This window comes from Pseudidiomarina aestuarii, assembly GCF_048263735.1.
GTDB classification, from domain to species: domain Bacteria; phylum Pseudomonadota; class Gammaproteobacteria; order Enterobacterales; family Alteromonadaceae; genus Pseudidiomarina; species Pseudidiomarina aestuarii_B.
The window spans coordinates 396070-411988 of the sequence record NZ_JBLXDX010000003.1 but is presented as its reverse complement, the minus strand read 5'-3'; the positions used below and the strand labels follow the sequence as shown (position 1 = coordinate 411988).

The following is a 15919-nucleotide window of genomic DNA, read 5'->3' as shown; positions in this document are numbered from 1 at the left end:
ATGACAAGTCAATCCAGTACCAAACTTTTAGACGAACTCAACCAAGTTCAGCTCGCAATCGAGTTGATCGAATTGGGAGCGCGGCTTCAAGTGCTTGAATCAGAAGTTGCTTTAAACCGTGGCCGTTTGGTCAGGTTGTATAAAGAAGTTGCTGGGAAGTCGCCACCGAAAGGAATGCTTCCGTTTTCGACCGATTGGTTCTTAACCTGGATGCCGAATATACACGCATCATTCTTCTACACGATTTATGATCGCTTCCACAATCAGCAGGGGTTGGAGCGCATGCAAGCCTTTATCAAGGCTTATCGCATGTATCAAGAACACTTGCGTGGCACGGGCAGTGAAGAAGTACTCGCGCTCACTCGCGCGTGGACATTAGTGCGCTTTTTTGAAAGCGACATGTTCCAACTGTCCACTTGCACCAGTTGTAAGCTCAACTTTGTGAATCACGCGCATACACCGGACAGCGACTACGTCTGTGGTGTCTGCCAACCTCCCTCTCGAGCGGGTAAGCCGCTTATCAAAGACTGCGAAAAATCTGTAAAAGAAGCTCAAGTTTCTCGCTAGTACGCCGATACAAACAGCATAGAAGACGTTTCATTACTTAAGGAAGACGCTCGTGCTGATACCGATAGGTTTTATCATCGTTATATTTTCGGTGTTTGGTGGTTTTGCGATGGCAGGCGGCAGCTTAGGTCCCCTGTTCCAGCCGCTAGAACTGCTGATCATAGGTGGTGCAGGCGTTGGCGCTTTCGTTGCGGCAAACAATGGCAAAGCCATCAAGGCTACCTTCAAGGCCTTTAGTCGTTTGAAGCGCGTGTCAAAATACAACAGCGAAACCTACCTCGAATTACTAGCGGTACTCTATAAACTCCTCAATAAAATGCGTCGCGACGGCATGTTAGCCGTTGAACGTGATATCGAGAATCCACAAGAAAGTACCGTTTTTACTGAGCATCCAGATATTCTTGAAGACGAGATGATGCTCAATTTTATCAACGATTATCTGCGGTTGATGATTTCCGGCAACATGAACCCGCAAGAGCTCGATGAGCTGATGCTGCATGAAATTGAAACCTTTGAGCAAGAAGCAGAAATTCCTGCTGAGGCACTGACTAAGGTCGGCGATGCGATGCCAGCCTTTGGTATCGTCGCAGCTGTACTTGGTGTAGTCCGAGCGCTCAGTGCTGCGGATGTGCCACCTGATGTTATGGGGACCATGATCGCGCACGCATTGGTCGGAACGTTCCTGGGTATTTTGTTGGGTTACGGCTTCATCAATCCAGCTGCGAGTCGACTCGAACACCAAATTGCAGAGGCCGTGAAGGCACTGCAGACTATCCGTGTCACATTACTCGCAAGCATGCATGGCTATGCACCACAACTAGCCGTCGAGTTTGGTCGTAAAGCACTTCACACTGCCGAGCGTCCAACCTTCAACGAGCTTGAAGATCACGTTCGCGGAGCGAAAGCGGAAGCCTAACCATGTCTGATGACAAACGCCCGATAATTATTCGACGCAAAAAAATCGTCAAGAAGCACCACGGCGGTAGTTGGAAGATTGCGCTTGCAGACTTCATGACCGCGTTGATGGCGTTGTTTTTGACGATGTGGATTTTGTCGATGTCGAGCGAGAAAGATCGGCAGAGCATCTCTGAATATTTTCGCACACCATTAGTCGTCGCTTTGAGTAGTGGCGATCGAAATTCCGCGGCAGCATCAGCAATCCAGGGCGGTGGTGCGGACCCGTCTCATGCTGAAGGCGAGCAAGCCCGAATCGATTTGCGTCGAGAGACGCGTCCATCTGACGTTCGCCGTCACTTTCAAAACCTTCGCCAGCGCGTCGAACGTGCAGTGAATGCTGATCCTGAGCTGCGGAGTATTCGTGATCAGTTGCGCTTCGACATTACCCGTGAGGGCCTGCGCATTATGGTAGTCGATTCGGAACAGCGACCGATGTTTGAACTCGGCAGTGATGAAGTAGCACCTTACATGCGACAGTTGTTGCGGACGATTGCACCGTTATTGAACGAAATTCCAAATGAAGTGACCATCAGTGGTCACACAGACAGTATTCCTTATTCGGGTGGCGAAGTCGGTTACAGCAACTGGGAGCTATCGTCGGACCGAGCCAATGCCTCGCGAATCGAACTGGTTCAGGGTGGACTGATGTCCGAGAAATTGTTGCTGGTGATGGGCGTTGCGGATCGGATCCCGATGGAAGATGTGGCAGCAAACGACCCTATGAATCGGCGTATTACACTCGTGGTACACACGTCTGAATCTGCTGAGTTCATCAAGCAACAGGGCTTCTTCAAAGGCGATCAGTTTGATATTTTGAGTGAGCCGACTGATGGAGCAGGTCCCACTATGACTGCGCCGACCGGAGCCAACTAGAAAGCTTGAAATAAGCGGCCAAAACACCGTTATTCCACCATTCATTTTTAATTGCTATGCGGCACACTAGCCAACAGAGTCCCGAATTGTCCCTGTTGGAAAAGTGAGATGGCCGAGCAACAGCAAAGCGATCAGGAAAAAACAGAAGACCCCACACCCCGACGAATACAAAAGTCGAGGGATGAAGGTCAGGTTGCGCGATCGCGCGAGCTGACCACTTTTGTGTTGCTGTTCGGCGGGCTTATTGCGTTGTGGGGAATGAGCTCCGATATTTATGCTCGACTGGGCACAGTCATGGAGCAAGCTTTTCTATTTGAGCGGCTAGCGGTAACAGAACCCGGTCCCATGCTGACCAACACCTTAGGGCTTGCGGAGCAGGCTTTATTCGCGCTGTTGCCGCTATTCGTCGTGATGGTAGTGCTGGCGTTGGTGGCTCCGGCATTGTTGGGTGGCTGGCTAATCTCCGCTAAATCAATGCAGCCAAAGCTCGATAAACTCAGCTTAGCCAAAGGCCTCAAACGTATTTTCTCTAGCCAGTCACTTGCTGAATTAGGTAAGGCTATCGCCAAGACCATTTTGGTCGGCGGTGTGTTATGCCTGTTCTTGTGGTCGAATCGTGAAACGTTCATGGGATTAATGACCTTGCCAACTCGAGAGGCACTGTATAGCGCGCTGGAACTGGCAGCACTGGCGTGTTTACTGATGGTTATGGTGCTGGTGGTTGTGGTGCTATTCGACGTTCCGTATCAAATTTTTACGCACAACAAAAAGCTGCGGATGACCAAAGACGAAGTGAAGCGTGAGAACAAAGAAACCGAGGGTGACCCGCACCTAAAAGCGAAAATTCGGCAGCAACAACAAGCCATGGCGCGCCGCCGTATGATGGTCGATGTGCCCAGTGCGGATGTGATTGTGACCAACCCGACACACTATGCTGTGGCACTCAAGTATGACGAAATTGGTAGTGGCGCACCGAAAGTGGTGGCAAAAGGAACCGACTTAATTGCACAACGTATTCGCGAAATAGCCGCCGAGCATGATGTGCCGTTGTTAGAAGCTCCGCCACTCGCACGGGCATTGAATCGTCATGTGGACATTGGACGTGAAATTCCAGCTGATCTATACACCGCCGTTGCTGAGGTATTGGCGTGGGCGTTCCAATTGAAGAAAGCAGCGCGTGGCGATGGCGTTTTCCCGCCGACACCGCGCAACATCTTGGTGCCTGAAAACATGCAAGTGGAGGCCTCATGAACCTCTTAACGAGCATGGGCAAAATCAATGGCACCCAACTGCAGGTTTTGGTTGGCCCAGTACTCATATTAATGATTTTGGCGATGATGGTACTGCCATTACCGCCTTTCATTCTCGACTTCCTGTTCACCTTCAACATTGCCTTGTCATTGATGGTGCTGTTGGTCAGCATGTTTACCGAAAAGCCGCTCGAGTTTGCAGCGTTTCCAGCCATTTTGCTCTTTACGACATTGTTGCGCTTGTCACTCAACGTTGCGTCGACGCGTGTGGTCTTGATGGAAGGACACAACGGCGGCGATGCGGCCGGTAAAGTGATCGAAGCGTTTGGTGAGTTCCTTGTTGGCGGTAACTTTGCGGTTGGTTTAGTCGTATTCCTGATTCTCGTGATCATCAACTTTATGGTTATTACCAAAGGTGCGGGCCGTATTGCAGAGGTTGGCGCACGGTTTACCTTGGATGCGATGCCGGGCAAACAAATGGCCATTGATGCGGATTTGAATGCAGGACTAATTGGTGAGGATGAAGCACGGCGTCGGCGTCAAGAGGTTGGCCAGGAAGCTGAGTTCTACGGTTCCATGGACGGTGCGAGTAAGTTCGTCCGTGGCGATGCTGTCGCCGGCATGATCATCATGATTGTGAATATCATCGGTGGTCTTTTGATCGGAACCATGCAGCACGGCATGGGTTTCGGCGACGCGGCTCAAGTCTATATTTTGCTGACCATTGGTGATGGTCTAGTGGCACAGATTCCAGCGCTGATTATCTCTACAGCGGCCGGTGTTACCGTGTCTCGAGTGAACACCGACCAAGACGTCGGGCAGCAACTTTTAAAGCAGCTGTTTGTGAGCCCTAAAGTTTTGTGGTTAGCTGCTGGCGTCATTGGTTTGCTGGGTGCTATCCCTGGCATGCCAAACTTTATCTTCCTGCTATTTGCCGCACTATTAGGTGGCATTGGTTGGTATTTGCAGAAGAATCAAGCGCAACAAGCGCTGGTACAAGCGGCTGAAGCTGCGACGCCAGCACCAAGTTTTAGTTCGCCAGAGGCAAGCTGGCAGGACGTGCAACTGGTCGATACGCTGGGTATGGAAGTAGGGCATCGCCTCATAACCTTGGTTGATGATACCCAGCATGGTGAATTGCTGGGGCGGATAAAAAGTGTTCGGAAGAAGTTCGCCCAGGAGGTCGGCTTCTTGCCGCCGGTGGTGCATATTCGCGATAACTTGGAACTACCACCGACAACCTACTGCATTACTTTGAAAGGTGGCGAAGTTGGCCGTGCCGATATCCAGCCGGACCGCTGGTTAGCCATTAACCCAGGTCAGGTCACTGGCTCGGTAGAGGGCATTGCCACTAAAGACCCTGCATTCGGCCTACCAGCGCTATGGATTCAGTCCGACCAGCGTGAGCACGCACAAATTTATGGGTATACCGTCGTGGATGCGAGTACGGTCGTTGCCACCCATTTGAATCATTTGTTGCAACGCTATGCAGCTGACTTGCTCGGCCGTCAGGAAGTGCAGCAATTGGTTGATAAGCTAGCAGAAGAGAATAAAGCCTTAGTAGAAGATGTGGTGCCGAAGTGCGTGACGGTAACGACGCTGCAAAGACTGCTCCAGAATTTGCTGAATGAAGATGTTTCGATTCGCGATTTACGCACCATTTTCGACACGCTTGCGGAGTTTGAAGGCCAGCAAACCGACGTGCATGACCTTACCGCACGCGTGCGTTTGGCCTTAGGTCGAGCCATTACGCAGAAGTGGTTTGGTGGCACCTCGGAACTGCAAGTGATTGGCTTGGACGTGCAGCTGGAGCAAATGTTGACTCAAGCATTAAATCAAAACAGTTCGTTGGAACCAGGCCTCGCGCATACATTGGCGCAGCAAACGCAACAAGCTATGCAGCGACTCGAAACTATGGGGCTTCCGACAGTTCTCGTAGCTCCGCATCATTTACGCGGTTTGCTGGCGCATTTCTTGCGCCGCCAGTTACCGGATTTAGCGGTGTTATCACAAGCGGAGATCCCAGACGACCGCACTATTAAAGTCATTAGTGTGATTGGTGCGCAGGCGAATCAAGGCGGTGGTCAATAATGGCTTTGGTGCAAAAGTTTATCGCAGCCAACCAGCGTGATGTCATGCGACAAGTTCGTGAAAAGCTTGGTGACGATGCGGTGATTCTCAGCACGCGCCCGGACGCTCAGGGAGTGCTCGTACTTGCTGCACTTGAAGCGGATTTAGATCAACTCGCGCCAGAGACGGCTGCTGCACCACTGGATTTTGCTTCGATTACCCAGCAATTACTGACAGAAATGCAGGCGTTGCGAGCGGAAGTAGCTAAATTGCGTGAAACTACGACTATTGGCGCTCACGAAACGGCATCCCAAGAAGATCAGAGAAGTCGCCTATATCGGCGTTTAAGAACCGGTGGCTTCAGTGATGAGTTATCGCGACAGATTGTGTCGCATATGCCCAGTTCATTGAATGTAGCGAGTGCTACTCAGGCTAATATCGAGCGTTGGGTTCGGGAACAAATTAGTGCACGAATTGCTGTAGCTGAGGTGAACTGGCCTATTCTCGATGCCACGGGTGTGGTGGCGTTGGTCGGTCCAACAGGCGTGGGAAAAACCACGACGACAGCAAAGCTGGCAGCACAGTACGTGATGCGTCATGGTGCCGATAGTTTGTTGTTGGTCACCACCGATAGCTATCGCGTCGGTGCTCAACAGCAGTTAGAAGTCTACGCAGATATTTTGAATGTCGACATGCATCCGCTGCGTGACGGTGACTCGTTGTCAGCATTGGCTGAACCGATGAAAGGTAAGCGGTTAATCTTGGTGGACACGGTTGGCATGAGCCAGCGCGATCAGCGCTTGCCGAGTAAAATTGCGGCGTTACAACAGTCGCAGTCCTCGCAGTTAGTGTTACTACTCAATGCGGCTGCACAACCAACGACGCTGGACGAGGTGGCGCGTATTTATCGACGCATAGCGCAAGAAAGTGACCTCCAAATCAATGACTGTATTATTACGAAAGTCGATGAATGCACGCATAGTGGTGGTGTCCTCGACGTGATTTGTCGACATCAGTTTCAAGTACAAGCTATCTCTAGTGGTCAGCGGGTGCCCGAGGATTTCGAGCCGCCTCATCTAGAGAGCTTGCTGAACTGCGCGTTAGGCGATGCAACAACAGCGAGTGCGCTAGAGCAACAAGCGTGGCAGTTGGAGTTACCGCAGCAGTTGAATGCGAGTCGGCTCGTCGATCAGGGACAAAGTTTGCAATCAGCGTTAGCTGGGCTCCAGCAGTTGATTCCAGATTTCAATTTGGTAACCCAAGCCTACCAACACGGACAGGTACCACCACCACGCACGGAACGCACGCCGCCAGCAGTTCGATGGGCTGCACCACAACCGTTGCAAGGTTGGTCTCAACGCACTGCTACGGTGGCGTTGTCGCAAGGTGGTTTGCCAATGTTGAGTGCCAGTTGGTATGACGTACCTGAATTCCAGACAGCGGACTTACAATTATTCGACTATTTGCCGGAAGTCACTGAGTTGTCCTCGTTAACCAGTCGCGGCCGTGGGTGGCTGGCGGCGGTCAATGTGAATCATCGGTTGGCGCAGCAGGGGCAAGTACGATCGGCCAGCGATATCATTAAGCGCGAAGGCGTGCCACTTCAGCAAGGTGCTGAAAAATTAATCTATCGCGGCGAAACGCGGACGTTAAGGCTCAAAATTGCAGCGGTTGATGGCGTTGCTAGCGACGCTCCTTGGCAGCTGTGTTACGGTGAATTGCAAGGTGGCAAGGGCAAAGCAGCCGTACAACGCCGTTACTGGATTCTCGATGCGCAGGCCAGCGTGGATGACTTGGTTGCGCGGACTACGTATAGTTTACAACTAGAAGAGCTAGGCCGGCTGCAGCGGTTTGCATGGCAGCAGCTTGATGGCGCACCGAGCGAGCTACGGCATTGGTTAGCTGGAGCCATTGCAGCGAGTGCCATTCATTTGGAATATTCGTTACAACCCCAGGCGGCACGATTGCGAGCTGATTTGCTGGCGTTAAGTGGTAAACGGGGTCGAGTTGATGGTAGTAAACTAGTGAGTGGAATGATTCGAGTATTATCTGCACATCAGGCATTACGTGAAGTCTCAGCAGGCATTCAAACGGAATCAGTGAGGGGTTGGTCGCAACATGACTGATCAAGCGGCAGGATTACGACAGTGGGCACAAGAGCGCGACGATGGTTCTGCGCTTCTGAGTGAGCCAGAAGACTTGGTCGTGATCGGTTTGCCACAGCTAGGACCTGGACAACTGCAACGCGTTGAAGGCGTGCTCGAACGCTGGCAGCAAGTTGGCAAGCGTTGGGTTGGCGATGCCAGTCGTTGGCGAATCATACCGGTAGCCACTGACTACCCGCAGTTAGATAAAGTGGTACAGAGTTACCCTCGATTGGGGCTGTGGATTGATACAGACCTTGATAGCTTTTATCGCGCTTATCAGGCGTTGCGAGCTCTTTCAGCAGCGGGTGTGCGCCACCAACGAGTGTTGGCAGTGCATCCGGCGATGACGTCTCGCAGAGGTTTATTAAGTAATGTGCAACACATTGCTCAAACCTATTTTGATATTGAATTATTGATTATTCGTGAACCGCAGGACGGGTAGGCAAAGGACGATATGTATACGTCTCAAGGCAAAATAAACCGCAACACCATTGTTGAACAATATTACCCTATGGTGCGCCGCCAAGCGCTGGCGTTACAGGTGAGATTGCCGGCTGGAGTTGATACCGATGATTTAATTCAGGCCGGTCTGGAAGGCCTACTGAATTGTGTCGACCGGTTTGACCCTGAAGCAGGTGTGGCGTTTTCGACTTTTGCACATCAACGCGTGCGAGGCGCGATGATTGATGAGCTGCGCAGTCGCGATTGGATTCCACGCAGTGTCCGGCGGAGCGGGCGCGAACTTGAACAAGCAATGCGGCGTTTAGAGCAACGGCTTGGTCGTAGCCCTGAAGAGCGTGAGATAGCCGCTGAGCTTGAGATGTCTATCGAGGACTATCATCAGTTGCTGCAAGATACGAATAGCGGCTTGGTGCTCTCCTACGACGAGGTTGTGCTAGAAGCTCCCGGTGGCGAAACCACGACCGAAGAAGGTGTGGATACGCCCGCCGAGCAGGTCACGGAAGCTCAGCTTAAACAATTACTGATCAATGCCATCGAAACCCTCCCAGAACGAGAGCAGCTGGTCATCACTTTGTACTACCAGGAAGAGCTCAACTTGAAGGAGATCGGCGCGGTACTCGACGTGACTGAATCGCGCGTGTCGCAATTACACAGCCAAGCCATTAAGCGCATTCAATCACGAGTACGCAATTTGTAGTTTTTGGCTATACTCAAGCTCGAATCTTCTCTAATAACAACAACAAGAAGCGAGTATTGAGTCATGAAAAATTATGCTTTAGAAATCAAATGGGGCGTCCTCTTTATGGTCGCCATGCTGCTTTGGATGCTGATTGAGCGCGTAGCAGGTCTGCACAGCACCCACATCGACCAACATCCTATCTGGACCAACTTATTTGCCATCATCGCGATATCTATCTATGTAGTCGCACTGCGACAAAAACGCAGCCAATTAAACGGCATGATGACGTGGCAGCAAGGGTTCCTGTCTGGCCTGATAATCACCGTAGTAGTGACACTATTAACGCCGCTGGGACAGTACCTGACCCATACATTCATTACACCGCACTTTTTTACCAATGCCATTGATTATGCCGTAGCAAACGACAAAATGAGCCAAGCAGATGCTGTCGCTTACTTTTCGTTAGACAGTTATCTCTTGCAAGCAGTTGTTGGCGCCTTCGTTATGGGAATCATCACATCTGCGGTAGTTGCTTGGTTTGTCCGCAAACCGCCAGTGCAAGAATAATTGTGAATGTTTGCATCCAAAAGCGCGAGTTATACGAATATTTATATAACCGCAGCAACAAGGATCCCCTGTTATGACGACACCACAAACACTCGAGCGTGATTTACAACAAATCGCGCTCGGCGATACCGCCGCGTTTCGGCGTGTCTACGAGGCCACCTCGGCGAAGCTGTACTCCGTCAGTTTGACGATTGTGCGACGTACCGATTGGGCGGAAGAGGCACTCCAAGACACATTCATTAAGGTCTGGCACCGAGCGGGGGATTATACCGTAGCGAAAGGCTCAGTTATGAGCTGGCTAATTAGCATGGTGCGTTATCGGTCGATTGATCTATTACGTAATCGCGCTAACCAAGAGCTTTCAACTGACGACTTTGATGAGATACCTGCTGCCGATACCTTGGATTCCTCCCTAGATTCCCTGGCAGACAGTAAGCAACTCCGGGTGTGTATGGACGAGCTGCAACCGACCACCCGACAAGCCATTCAACTTGCCTTCGTGTATGGGTTAAGCCACCAAGAAGTGAGTGGTCACTTACGTGAAGCGCTCGGCTCAGTCAAGAGTTGGATCCGTAGAGGTCTGGAAAGTCTGAAGAGGTGCTTACAACGATGAACTATCAATCAACAGAGTTACAGCACCAGCTAGCCGCACGCTTTGTAGTAGGAAGTATGCGCGGTCTTGCGCGTCGACGTTTTCAACGACTCATGATGGATATTCCGAAACTTCGTGACGAAGTTGCATTTTGGGAAGAGCACCTGCATGAACTCACCAATACGATTCCCATTCAACAACCTAGTGAGCGCGTGTGGCAACGTATTCAATCGCGTCTAGGATGGATTCAATCAAAAACTGAAACCACATCGAAGTGGCCATGGTTCTTCGGCGCATTTGCGAGCTTATTGCTGATTGTGAATCTGGTTATGTTGATTCCAGCTGATCCAATTATTGCGCCGTCTATTGAGCGAGTGGCAGTGATTCAAAGCAGTGAAGCGCGAACGTTATGGCTCATTGAACAACGAGAACAACGACTCGAAGTTGCAGCTGTTGGCGCTATAGAGCGGTTGCCGAATGAAGATTATCAATTGTGGATGCTGCCGGTTGATGGTACGCCACCTATTTCACTCGGTTTATTGCCACAACAAGGCGATGCTATCTTAGATTTAGGTACACGGATTGATTTAGCGCAAGTAGCCGCATTGGCTGTAAGCCGCGAGCCACTTGGGGGTTCACCAGAACCAGTACCTACTGGACCGGTGCTCTATACTACTGATCTGATAAGAATGTAAAATTTTTGCATCCAATATGCCTTCTTGATCGTTACTCGGTCAGACCCGCCTGAAATTGTCGGGTTTTGACCAATAACCGAAAACGATTAAGAGGGCATTCAGATGAACAAGAAAACTGTTATTGCGACAGCTGTTTTTGCAGCTTTAGCCAGTGCGACCACAGCGTTCGCATCGAGTCACCGTGAAGCGCCAAACGTTGCGCGTTTCCCAACCGTCGATTCGACGGACTTCTATATCTTCAATAGTTATGAGCCGGGTCGTGAAGACTATGTCACGATTATCGCGAACTATATTCCTCTGCAAGACAGCTACGGCGGTCCAAACTATTTTGCGATGGATCCTGCCGCAGTGTACGCGTTACACATTGATTCAGATGGCGACGCTGTTGAGGATGTGACTTTTGAATTTCGTTTCAACAATCAAGTAGGCGGCGTTAAGCTTCCGGTTGGTCCTGATGGCGTTGAAGTCAGTGTACCGTTGAAACATGTAGGTCCTATCGCAGCTGGCAGTAACGGCGCGTTAAACTTCAGTGAAACTTACACGATTGACGTCGTCTCTGGTCCGCAAGATTCGGGTACTAGCAGTGACGTCATGGGCGCGAATGGTGAAAGTGAATTCGTAAAACCATACGCTTATGTTGGTGAGAAGACCTTCGGTTCAACTGCTGATTATGCGGCCTATGCAGACCAGTATGTCTATGACGTCTCGATTCCAAATTGTAGTGCGCCCGGTCGTGTTTTTGTCGGTCAACGCAAAGACCCATTCACCGTAAACCTAGGCGAGACATTCGACTTAGTGAATTACGTTCCGGTTGAAGGCGACAGCGTTCCTGGTGCTGGCGATGGTGCTGGATTCCCAGGTGGTATTACTCAGTCGACTACAAATGACGACTTGAATGATAAAAACGTCAATACCATTGCTTTAGAAGTACCGAAGTCATGTCTTACAGGTGATGGTAACGGCGTTATTGGTGCATGGACGACGGCGAGCTTACCGCAAGCACGCATCTTGAATCCAAATGCCACCTTCGACAAACCGGAAGTGAACGGTGGTGCGTTGGTACAAGTATCACGGTTAGGTTCACCGTTGGTGAACGAGCTGGTGATTGGTATTGATGACAAAGATCGGTTCTCATCAGCGCATCCGTCAGAAGATGGTCAGTTTGCGACTTATGTGACGAATCCAACATTACCAATCATTTTAGATTTGCTGTTCAAAGATGCAGTCAATGCAACCTTGAATACGAGCTTCGAAACGATTGCACCAACCAATTACCCACGTACCGATTTGGTCGCTGCATTCTTGACCGGTTTTGCTGGGGTCAACCAACAAGCCACAGTTACGCCATCAGAAATGTTGCGTTTGAATACAGCCATTCCAGCAACACCAGCTGATTTGCAGTCTAACTTCGGTGTGGCGGGTAATGACTTGGCAGGCTTCCCGAATGGTCGTCGCCCTGGTGATGACGTGGTCGATATAGCATTGCGGGTAGTGATGGGTGCGTTGTGTCATGACATTCCTGTGAATGGTCAACCAACTAACTTAGGCTTCTGTACGCCTGCTGATGCAAATGTAGGTTTCGCCCCATTTACTGATGGCGCACCATTGGATTCGAGCTTTGTTGATACAGGGTTCCCATACTTGGTAGCTCCATTAGCCGGCTCACCACAGTAAGGAGTGATACCCATGAATATCAGTAAAACTCGTATAGCCGTGATCATGAGTTCGCTTCTGGTACTGAGTGCCTGCGGTGGATCGAGTGATGACGAACCAATGCCAAATAGCACGCCGCGTGCTGTTTCTGAGAGTGTTACGACCACCACGGATACTCCTGTGATGGGTCAGTTAACCGCCTCGGATCGCGATGGTGATGCTTTGACATTTAGTCTTGGCGATGAACCGATGAACGGTACTGTGACGGTCAGTTCGACTGGTGCGTTTACTTATACACCAGCAGCTGAGTACACCGGCGATGACAGTTTTAGTTTCTCTGTCTCGGACGGTGACTTAAGTGCCGAAGGTACCATTAGTATTACGGTTGAAGTCTTGCAAGTATCGTTTCGCAGCGCTGTACGCGAAGCCTATGCGCAAGATGCTCAGTCTGCACCGTTAGGCGTCAATGGTCGTGAATACGATCAAGACGTCATGGATACAGCTGAGTTTGACGATTTAGTCGCTGCCGGAGAGGTATCTGGCAATGACTAAAAACACCTTAAGGCTCCTCGTCCTTTTGGTGTTGGCCCCTTGGGGTTGCGGCGTTGCCGCAACCCCCTTTTCTGGTGCTGAACGCTACGCTGCATATGTAATAGCAGGCAAGGACGAATCACAGCATGAGCTCCATGACCGTGCTACAGTTTTGTGGCATGACATTCAACCGGAACTCACCACATTATCGACTCGTGAGCAGGCCCGTTGGTGGCTAGCCCGAGCTGACTTACTTCAATTTGAACATCGTTTTGATGCAGCTCTTGATGCCATCGAGACGGTCTTAGCTCTTGGCTATGAGCAAGAGAACGCCTATTTAATGCAAGCACGAATTGCCTTAACGCGAAATGAACTGGATGTTGCTGAACGGTCGTGCCAAGCGCTCAGCCAATACTCACCGATGGATGTGGTGGCAACCTGTTTATTGGAAGTGAAAGGGCGGTCTGGTGATTTGACGATGAGCTACCCAGCTCTCGTGCGCTTAGAAGAACGCAATCAAGATCCAACTTCAGCCTTAACGCGCTGGCGTCGGCAAATTCTGGCAGAGCAGGCCCAATTATTAGGGCTTTATAGTGATGCTTTGCGTTGGTTGGGTTACCCGAACTACGCTGAACAGCCAGTTGTAGCGCAGAAACAAATTATTGATGTACTGATTGCTACTGATCGTACTGCTGAAGTACTCGAGATGGTCGGCCAATGCCCTGAAATCAATGCCATCCCCGTTGATAGTCTGCTGGTTCGCATTGCCCATGCAGAAAATTTAGTAGGCTCTCAATCGTGCTGGCGCGATGTTACGGCCGAGCGCATTGAGTTGCGTGTGTTACGTGCCGACGCCTTGCATACCTCTGATTTAGCTTACTTCTTTACCCATGTTGAACCCAATGCAGAGCAAGCATTGCATTGGGCAGAACTTAATATCGCGGTTGCCCGCGAACCTTTCGATCGCCAGCTTCTGGCTGCTGCTGAGGAACTCCAACCATGAAGAAATTACTGTTGATTGCCTGCTGTATTATGTTTGCTGCAAGCGCGGAAGCACACCGCTTCAGCACGAGTTTTGTGCAAATTGAAAGTGGTGAGGATCATCCGCAAGAATTCGACTGGAGCTGGCGCATTGTCGAACATGACCTAGCTGCCCTAGCACCGTTTTTAGTAAACGACGACGGCGAGCTGTTGCCGCTGGATGCTCTCGAAGCACAGCCGTCAGAATTTGTGGATTTAATATCGAGTGCTCTGCAGTTCAATGCGGAGTGCCCAGTAGAAGTGTTGCCGGTGGTGTACGCTACCCGTGAAGTTTACGCAGGCCAAGAATCCGTGCGCATATATGGCCATGGTAGCTGCCCACTGGCGACACTGAATGAAGTGCGTGTGAACGACTTCTTCAGTGTCATTAAGGACCACAAGGTCATCGTGGAAATCGGCGAGGCCGAACAGCGTGGCGTGCTGAGCGCTGCCGAATCCAGCTGGTCAGTGCGCTAACTTATTTTCCGATACAGAAGCTGCCGAAGATTTTGCCGAGCAGGTCGTCGGAAGTGAATTCGCCTGTGATTTCGTTGAGGTGCTGCTGGGTGAGCCGCAGCTCTTCAGCGAGCAGTTCGCCGGCGAGTGAAAGCTCTAGATGCTCTTGACCGGTCAACAAGTGTTGTAAGGCACGTTGGAGTGCATCTAGATGGCGGCGGCGCGCCATAAAGCTGCCTTCACTGGTGGCTTGGTAACCGACGCAATGTTTGAGGTGCTCGCGTAGTAGTTCGATGCCGTGGCCGGTTTTGGCGGACAAATGTAATACGGGTATGCCACTGATATCTTCGAGTGCCACAGGCTCCGCGTTCAAATCGACCTTATTGCGAATGACGGTGTAGGGCAGGTCGTCCGGGAGTTGTTCAAAGAACTCGGGCCAAATGTCAGCTGGGTGAATGGCTTCAGTTTCGGTGGCATCCACCATAAACAGCACGCGATCCGCTTGACGTATTTCGTCCCACGCCCGCTGAATACCAATTTGTTCCACCTCGTCGGGACTTTCCCTCAGTCCTGCGGTGTCAATGATATGCAGCGGCATGCCGTCAATTTGAATGTGTTCGCGTAAGACATCGCGCGTGGTGCCAGCAATAGCAGTAACAATCGCAGACTCGCGGCCTGCCAAGGCATTCAAAAGACTCGATTTACCGGCATTGGGACGACCCGCAATGACCACTTTCATCCCTTCCCGCAACAATGAACCTTGCTTGGCTTGACGCATCACTTCATGGGTGCGGTCAATAATGGCTTCAAGATCACTCGCTACTTTGCCGTCGCTCAGGAAGTCGACTTCTTCGTCGGGAAAGTCGATGGCCGCTTCAACATACATACGTAAATGAATCACCGCATCCACGAGCTGATCAATCTCGTACGAGAAGCCACCCTGCAAGCTCTGTAGGGCAGCTTTAGCGGCTTGTTCTGACGTGGTATCAATTAGGTCAGCAATCGCTTCAGCTTGCGTTAAATCAAGCTTGTCGTTCAGGAAGGCGCGTTCACTGAATTCACCTGGGCGCGCAGGGCGAATATCGGGGAAATCAAGAATAGCTTTGATGATCATGTCGATGAGCACAGGCCCACCGTGGCCCTGCAGTTCTAGGACATCTTCACCGGTAAACGAGTTGGGAGCTTGGAAGAAGAGGGCGATGCCCTCATCAAGCAGCTCACCATCTAAATTACGAAACGGAATGTATTCGGCTTTGCGGGCTGGCGGACAATGTCCGAGTAGCTGTTCAGCCACTTGTCGTGCCGCAGGACCGCTAACACGAACAATGCCGACGCCACCACGCCCGGGAGGCGTGGCTTGGGCAACAATAGTGTCGTTGTTGCTAAAGGCGTCGTCCATA

General features: G+C 50.9%; 16 protein-coding genes. 15 read left to right on the top strand and 1 reads right to left on the bottom strand.

The genetic code is table 11. From position 1 onward, the window contains the following. From flhC to ACN0S4_RS08995, 15 genes are all read left to right on the top strand, one after another. A complete protein-coding gene (gene flhC / locus ACN0S4_RS09065) occupies window positions 1-567 on the top strand; it encodes a flagellar transcriptional regulator FlhC (protein WP_169930856.1) in 567 nt (188 codons plus the stop codon). A gap of 52 nt (window positions 568-619) precedes the next feature. Then, complete coding sequence (gene motA, locus ACN0S4_RS09060; protein ID WP_417657362.1) at window positions 620-1483, top strand: flagellar motor stator protein MotA; 864 nt, start codon at window positions 620-622, stop codon at window positions 1481-1483. Window positions 1484-1485: 2 nt separating this feature from the next. Beyond that, the gene (motB, locus tag ACN0S4_RS09055) at window positions 1486-2397 is read left to right on the top strand and encodes a flagellar motor protein MotB (RefSeq protein ID WP_417657361.1); all 912 of its coding nucleotides are present in this window, start codon (window positions 1486-1488) and stop codon (window positions 2395-2397) included. 108 nt (window positions 2398-2505) lie between these two features. Further along, window positions 2506-3648: a flagellar biosynthesis protein FlhB gene (flhB, locus tag ACN0S4_RS09050; RefSeq protein WP_417657360.1), complete on the top strand. Its 1143-nt coding sequence runs from the start codon at window positions 2506-2508 to the stop codon at window positions 3646-3648. Then, the gene (gene flhA, locus ACN0S4_RS09045; RefSeq protein WP_417657359.1) at window positions 3645-5738 is read left to right on the top strand and encodes a flagellar biosynthesis protein FlhA; all 2094 of its coding nucleotides are present in this window, start codon (window positions 3645-3647) and stop codon (window positions 5736-5738) included. The genes flhB and flhA overlap by 4 nt, the downstream gene beginning before the upstream one ends. Beyond that, window positions 5738-7843 carry a flagellar biosynthesis protein FlhF gene (gene flhF / locus ACN0S4_RS09040; protein WP_417657358.1) on the top strand — a complete coding sequence of 702 codons (2106 nt, stop codon included), beginning with the start codon at window positions 5738-5740 and terminating at the stop codon, window positions 7841-7843. Before flhA ends, flhF begins: the two co-directional genes overlap by 1 nt. Beyond that, window positions 7836-8306, top strand: coding sequence for a hypothetical protein (locus ACN0S4_RS09035; RefSeq protein WP_417657357.1), 471 nt, complete (start codon window positions 7836-7838; stop codon window positions 8304-8306). The genes flhF and ACN0S4_RS09035 overlap by 8 nt, the downstream gene beginning before the upstream one ends. 12 nt (window positions 8307-8318) lie before the next feature. Beyond that, complete coding sequence (locus tag ACN0S4_RS09030; protein ID WP_169930849.1) at window positions 8319-9023, top strand: RNA polymerase sigma factor FliA; 705 nt, start codon at window positions 8319-8321, stop codon at window positions 9021-9023. 63 nt (window positions 9024-9086) lie between these two features. Then, the gene (locus ACN0S4_RS09025; protein WP_417657356.1) at window positions 9087-9572 is read left to right on the top strand and encodes a DUF4199 domain-containing protein; all 486 of its coding nucleotides are present in this window, start codon (window positions 9087-9089) and stop codon (window positions 9570-9572) included. A 73-nt stretch (window positions 9573-9645) separates the two neighbouring features. Next, window positions 9646-10185, top strand: coding sequence for a sigma-70 family RNA polymerase sigma factor (locus ACN0S4_RS09020; RefSeq protein ID WP_417657355.1), 540 nt, complete (start codon window positions 9646-9648; stop codon window positions 10183-10185). After that, window positions 10182-10859, top strand: coding sequence for an anti-sigma factor domain-containing protein (locus ACN0S4_RS09015; RefSeq protein ID WP_417657354.1), 678 nt, complete (start codon window positions 10182-10184; stop codon window positions 10857-10859). Before ACN0S4_RS09020 ends, ACN0S4_RS09015 begins: the two co-directional genes overlap by 4 nt. Before the next feature lie 102 nt (window positions 10860-10961). After that, window positions 10962-12533: a DUF4331 domain-containing protein gene (locus tag ACN0S4_RS09010; protein ID WP_417657353.1), complete on the top strand. Its 1572-nt coding sequence runs from the start codon at window positions 10962-10964 to the stop codon at window positions 12531-12533. Between the two features lie 12 nt (window positions 12534-12545). Next, window positions 12546-13064 (top strand): Ig-like domain-containing protein, encoded by a 519-nt coding sequence (locus ACN0S4_RS09005; RefSeq protein ID WP_417657352.1) that lies wholly within the window; start codon window positions 12546-12548, stop codon window positions 13062-13064. Then, a complete protein-coding gene (locus ACN0S4_RS09000; protein ID WP_417657351.1) occupies window positions 13057-14046 on the top strand; it encodes a tetratricopeptide repeat protein in 990 nt (329 codons plus the stop codon). Before ACN0S4_RS09005 ends, ACN0S4_RS09000 begins: the two co-directional genes overlap by 8 nt. Further along, complete coding sequence (locus ACN0S4_RS08995) at window positions 14043-14540, top strand: hypothetical protein (RefSeq protein ID WP_417657350.1); 498 nt, start codon at window positions 14043-14045, stop codon at window positions 14538-14540. The genes ACN0S4_RS09000 and ACN0S4_RS08995 overlap by 4 nt, the downstream gene beginning before the upstream one ends. 1 nt (window position 14541) lies before the next feature. On the opposite strand, the gene mnmE is transcribed toward ACN0S4_RS08995, so the two are convergent. Then, a complete protein-coding gene (gene mnmE, locus ACN0S4_RS08990; protein WP_417657349.1) occupies window positions 14542-15918 on the bottom strand; it encodes a tRNA uridine-5-carboxymethylaminomethyl(34) synthesis GTPase MnmE in 1377 nt (458 codons plus the stop codon). Window position 15919 lies beyond the last annotated feature (1 nt).

What these genes read in the sequence shown, in the direction of transcription:
- flhA (WP_417657359.1), top strand. Translation starts at nt 3,645, where the DNA reads ATGAACCTCTTAACGAGCATGGGCAAAATCAATGGCACCCAACTGCAG.
- ACN0S4_RS09025 (WP_417657356.1), top strand. Translation starts at nt 9,087, where the DNA reads ATGAAAAATTATGCTTTAGAAATCAAATGGGGCGTCCTCTTTATGGTC.
- flhB (WP_417657360.1), top strand. Translation starts at nt 2,506, where the DNA reads ATGGCCGAGCAACAGCAAAGCGATCAGGAAAAAACAGAAGACCCCACA.
- ACN0S4_RS09020 (WP_417657355.1), top strand. Translation starts at nt 9,646, where the DNA reads ATGACGACACCACAAACACTCGAGCGTGATTTACAACAAATCGCGCTC.
- ACN0S4_RS09010 (WP_417657353.1), top strand. Translation starts at nt 10,962, where the DNA reads ATGAACAAGAAAACTGTTATTGCGACAGCTGTTTTTGCAGCTTTAGCC.
- ACN0S4_RS09005 (WP_417657352.1), top strand. Translation starts at nt 12,546, where the DNA reads ATGAATATCAGTAAAACTCGTATAGCCGTGATCATGAGTTCGCTTCTG.
- ACN0S4_RS09015 (WP_417657354.1), top strand. Translation starts at nt 10,182, where the DNA reads ATGAACTATCAATCAACAGAGTTACAGCACCAGCTAGCCGCACGCTTT.
- ACN0S4_RS09000 (WP_417657351.1), top strand. Translation starts at nt 13,057, where the DNA reads ATGACTAAAAACACCTTAAGGCTCCTCGTCCTTTTGGTGTTGGCCCCT.
- ACN0S4_RS09030 (WP_169930849.1), top strand. Translation starts at nt 8,319, where the DNA reads ATGTATACGTCTCAAGGCAAAATAAACCGCAACACCATTGTTGAACAA.
- ACN0S4_RS08995 (WP_417657350.1), top strand. Translation starts at nt 14,043, where the DNA reads ATGAAGAAATTACTGTTGATTGCCTGCTGTATTATGTTTGCTGCAAGC.
- motB (WP_417657361.1), top strand. Translation starts at nt 1,486, where the DNA reads ATGTCTGATGACAAACGCCCGATAATTATTCGACGCAAAAAAATCGTC.
- flhF (WP_417657358.1), top strand. Translation starts at nt 5,738, where the DNA reads ATGGCTTTGGTGCAAAAGTTTATCGCAGCCAACCAGCGTGATGTCATG.
- mnmE (WP_417657349.1), bottom strand. Translation starts at nt 15,918, where the DNA reads ATGGACGACGCCTTTAGCAACAACGACACTATTGTTGCCCAAGCCACG.
- ACN0S4_RS09035 (WP_417657357.1), top strand. Translation starts at nt 7,836, where the DNA reads ATGACTGATCAAGCGGCAGGATTACGACAGTGGGCACAAGAGCGCGAC.
- flhC (WP_169930856.1), top strand. Translation starts at nt 1, where the DNA reads ATGACAAGTCAATCCAGTACCAAACTTTTAGACGAACTCAACCAAGTT.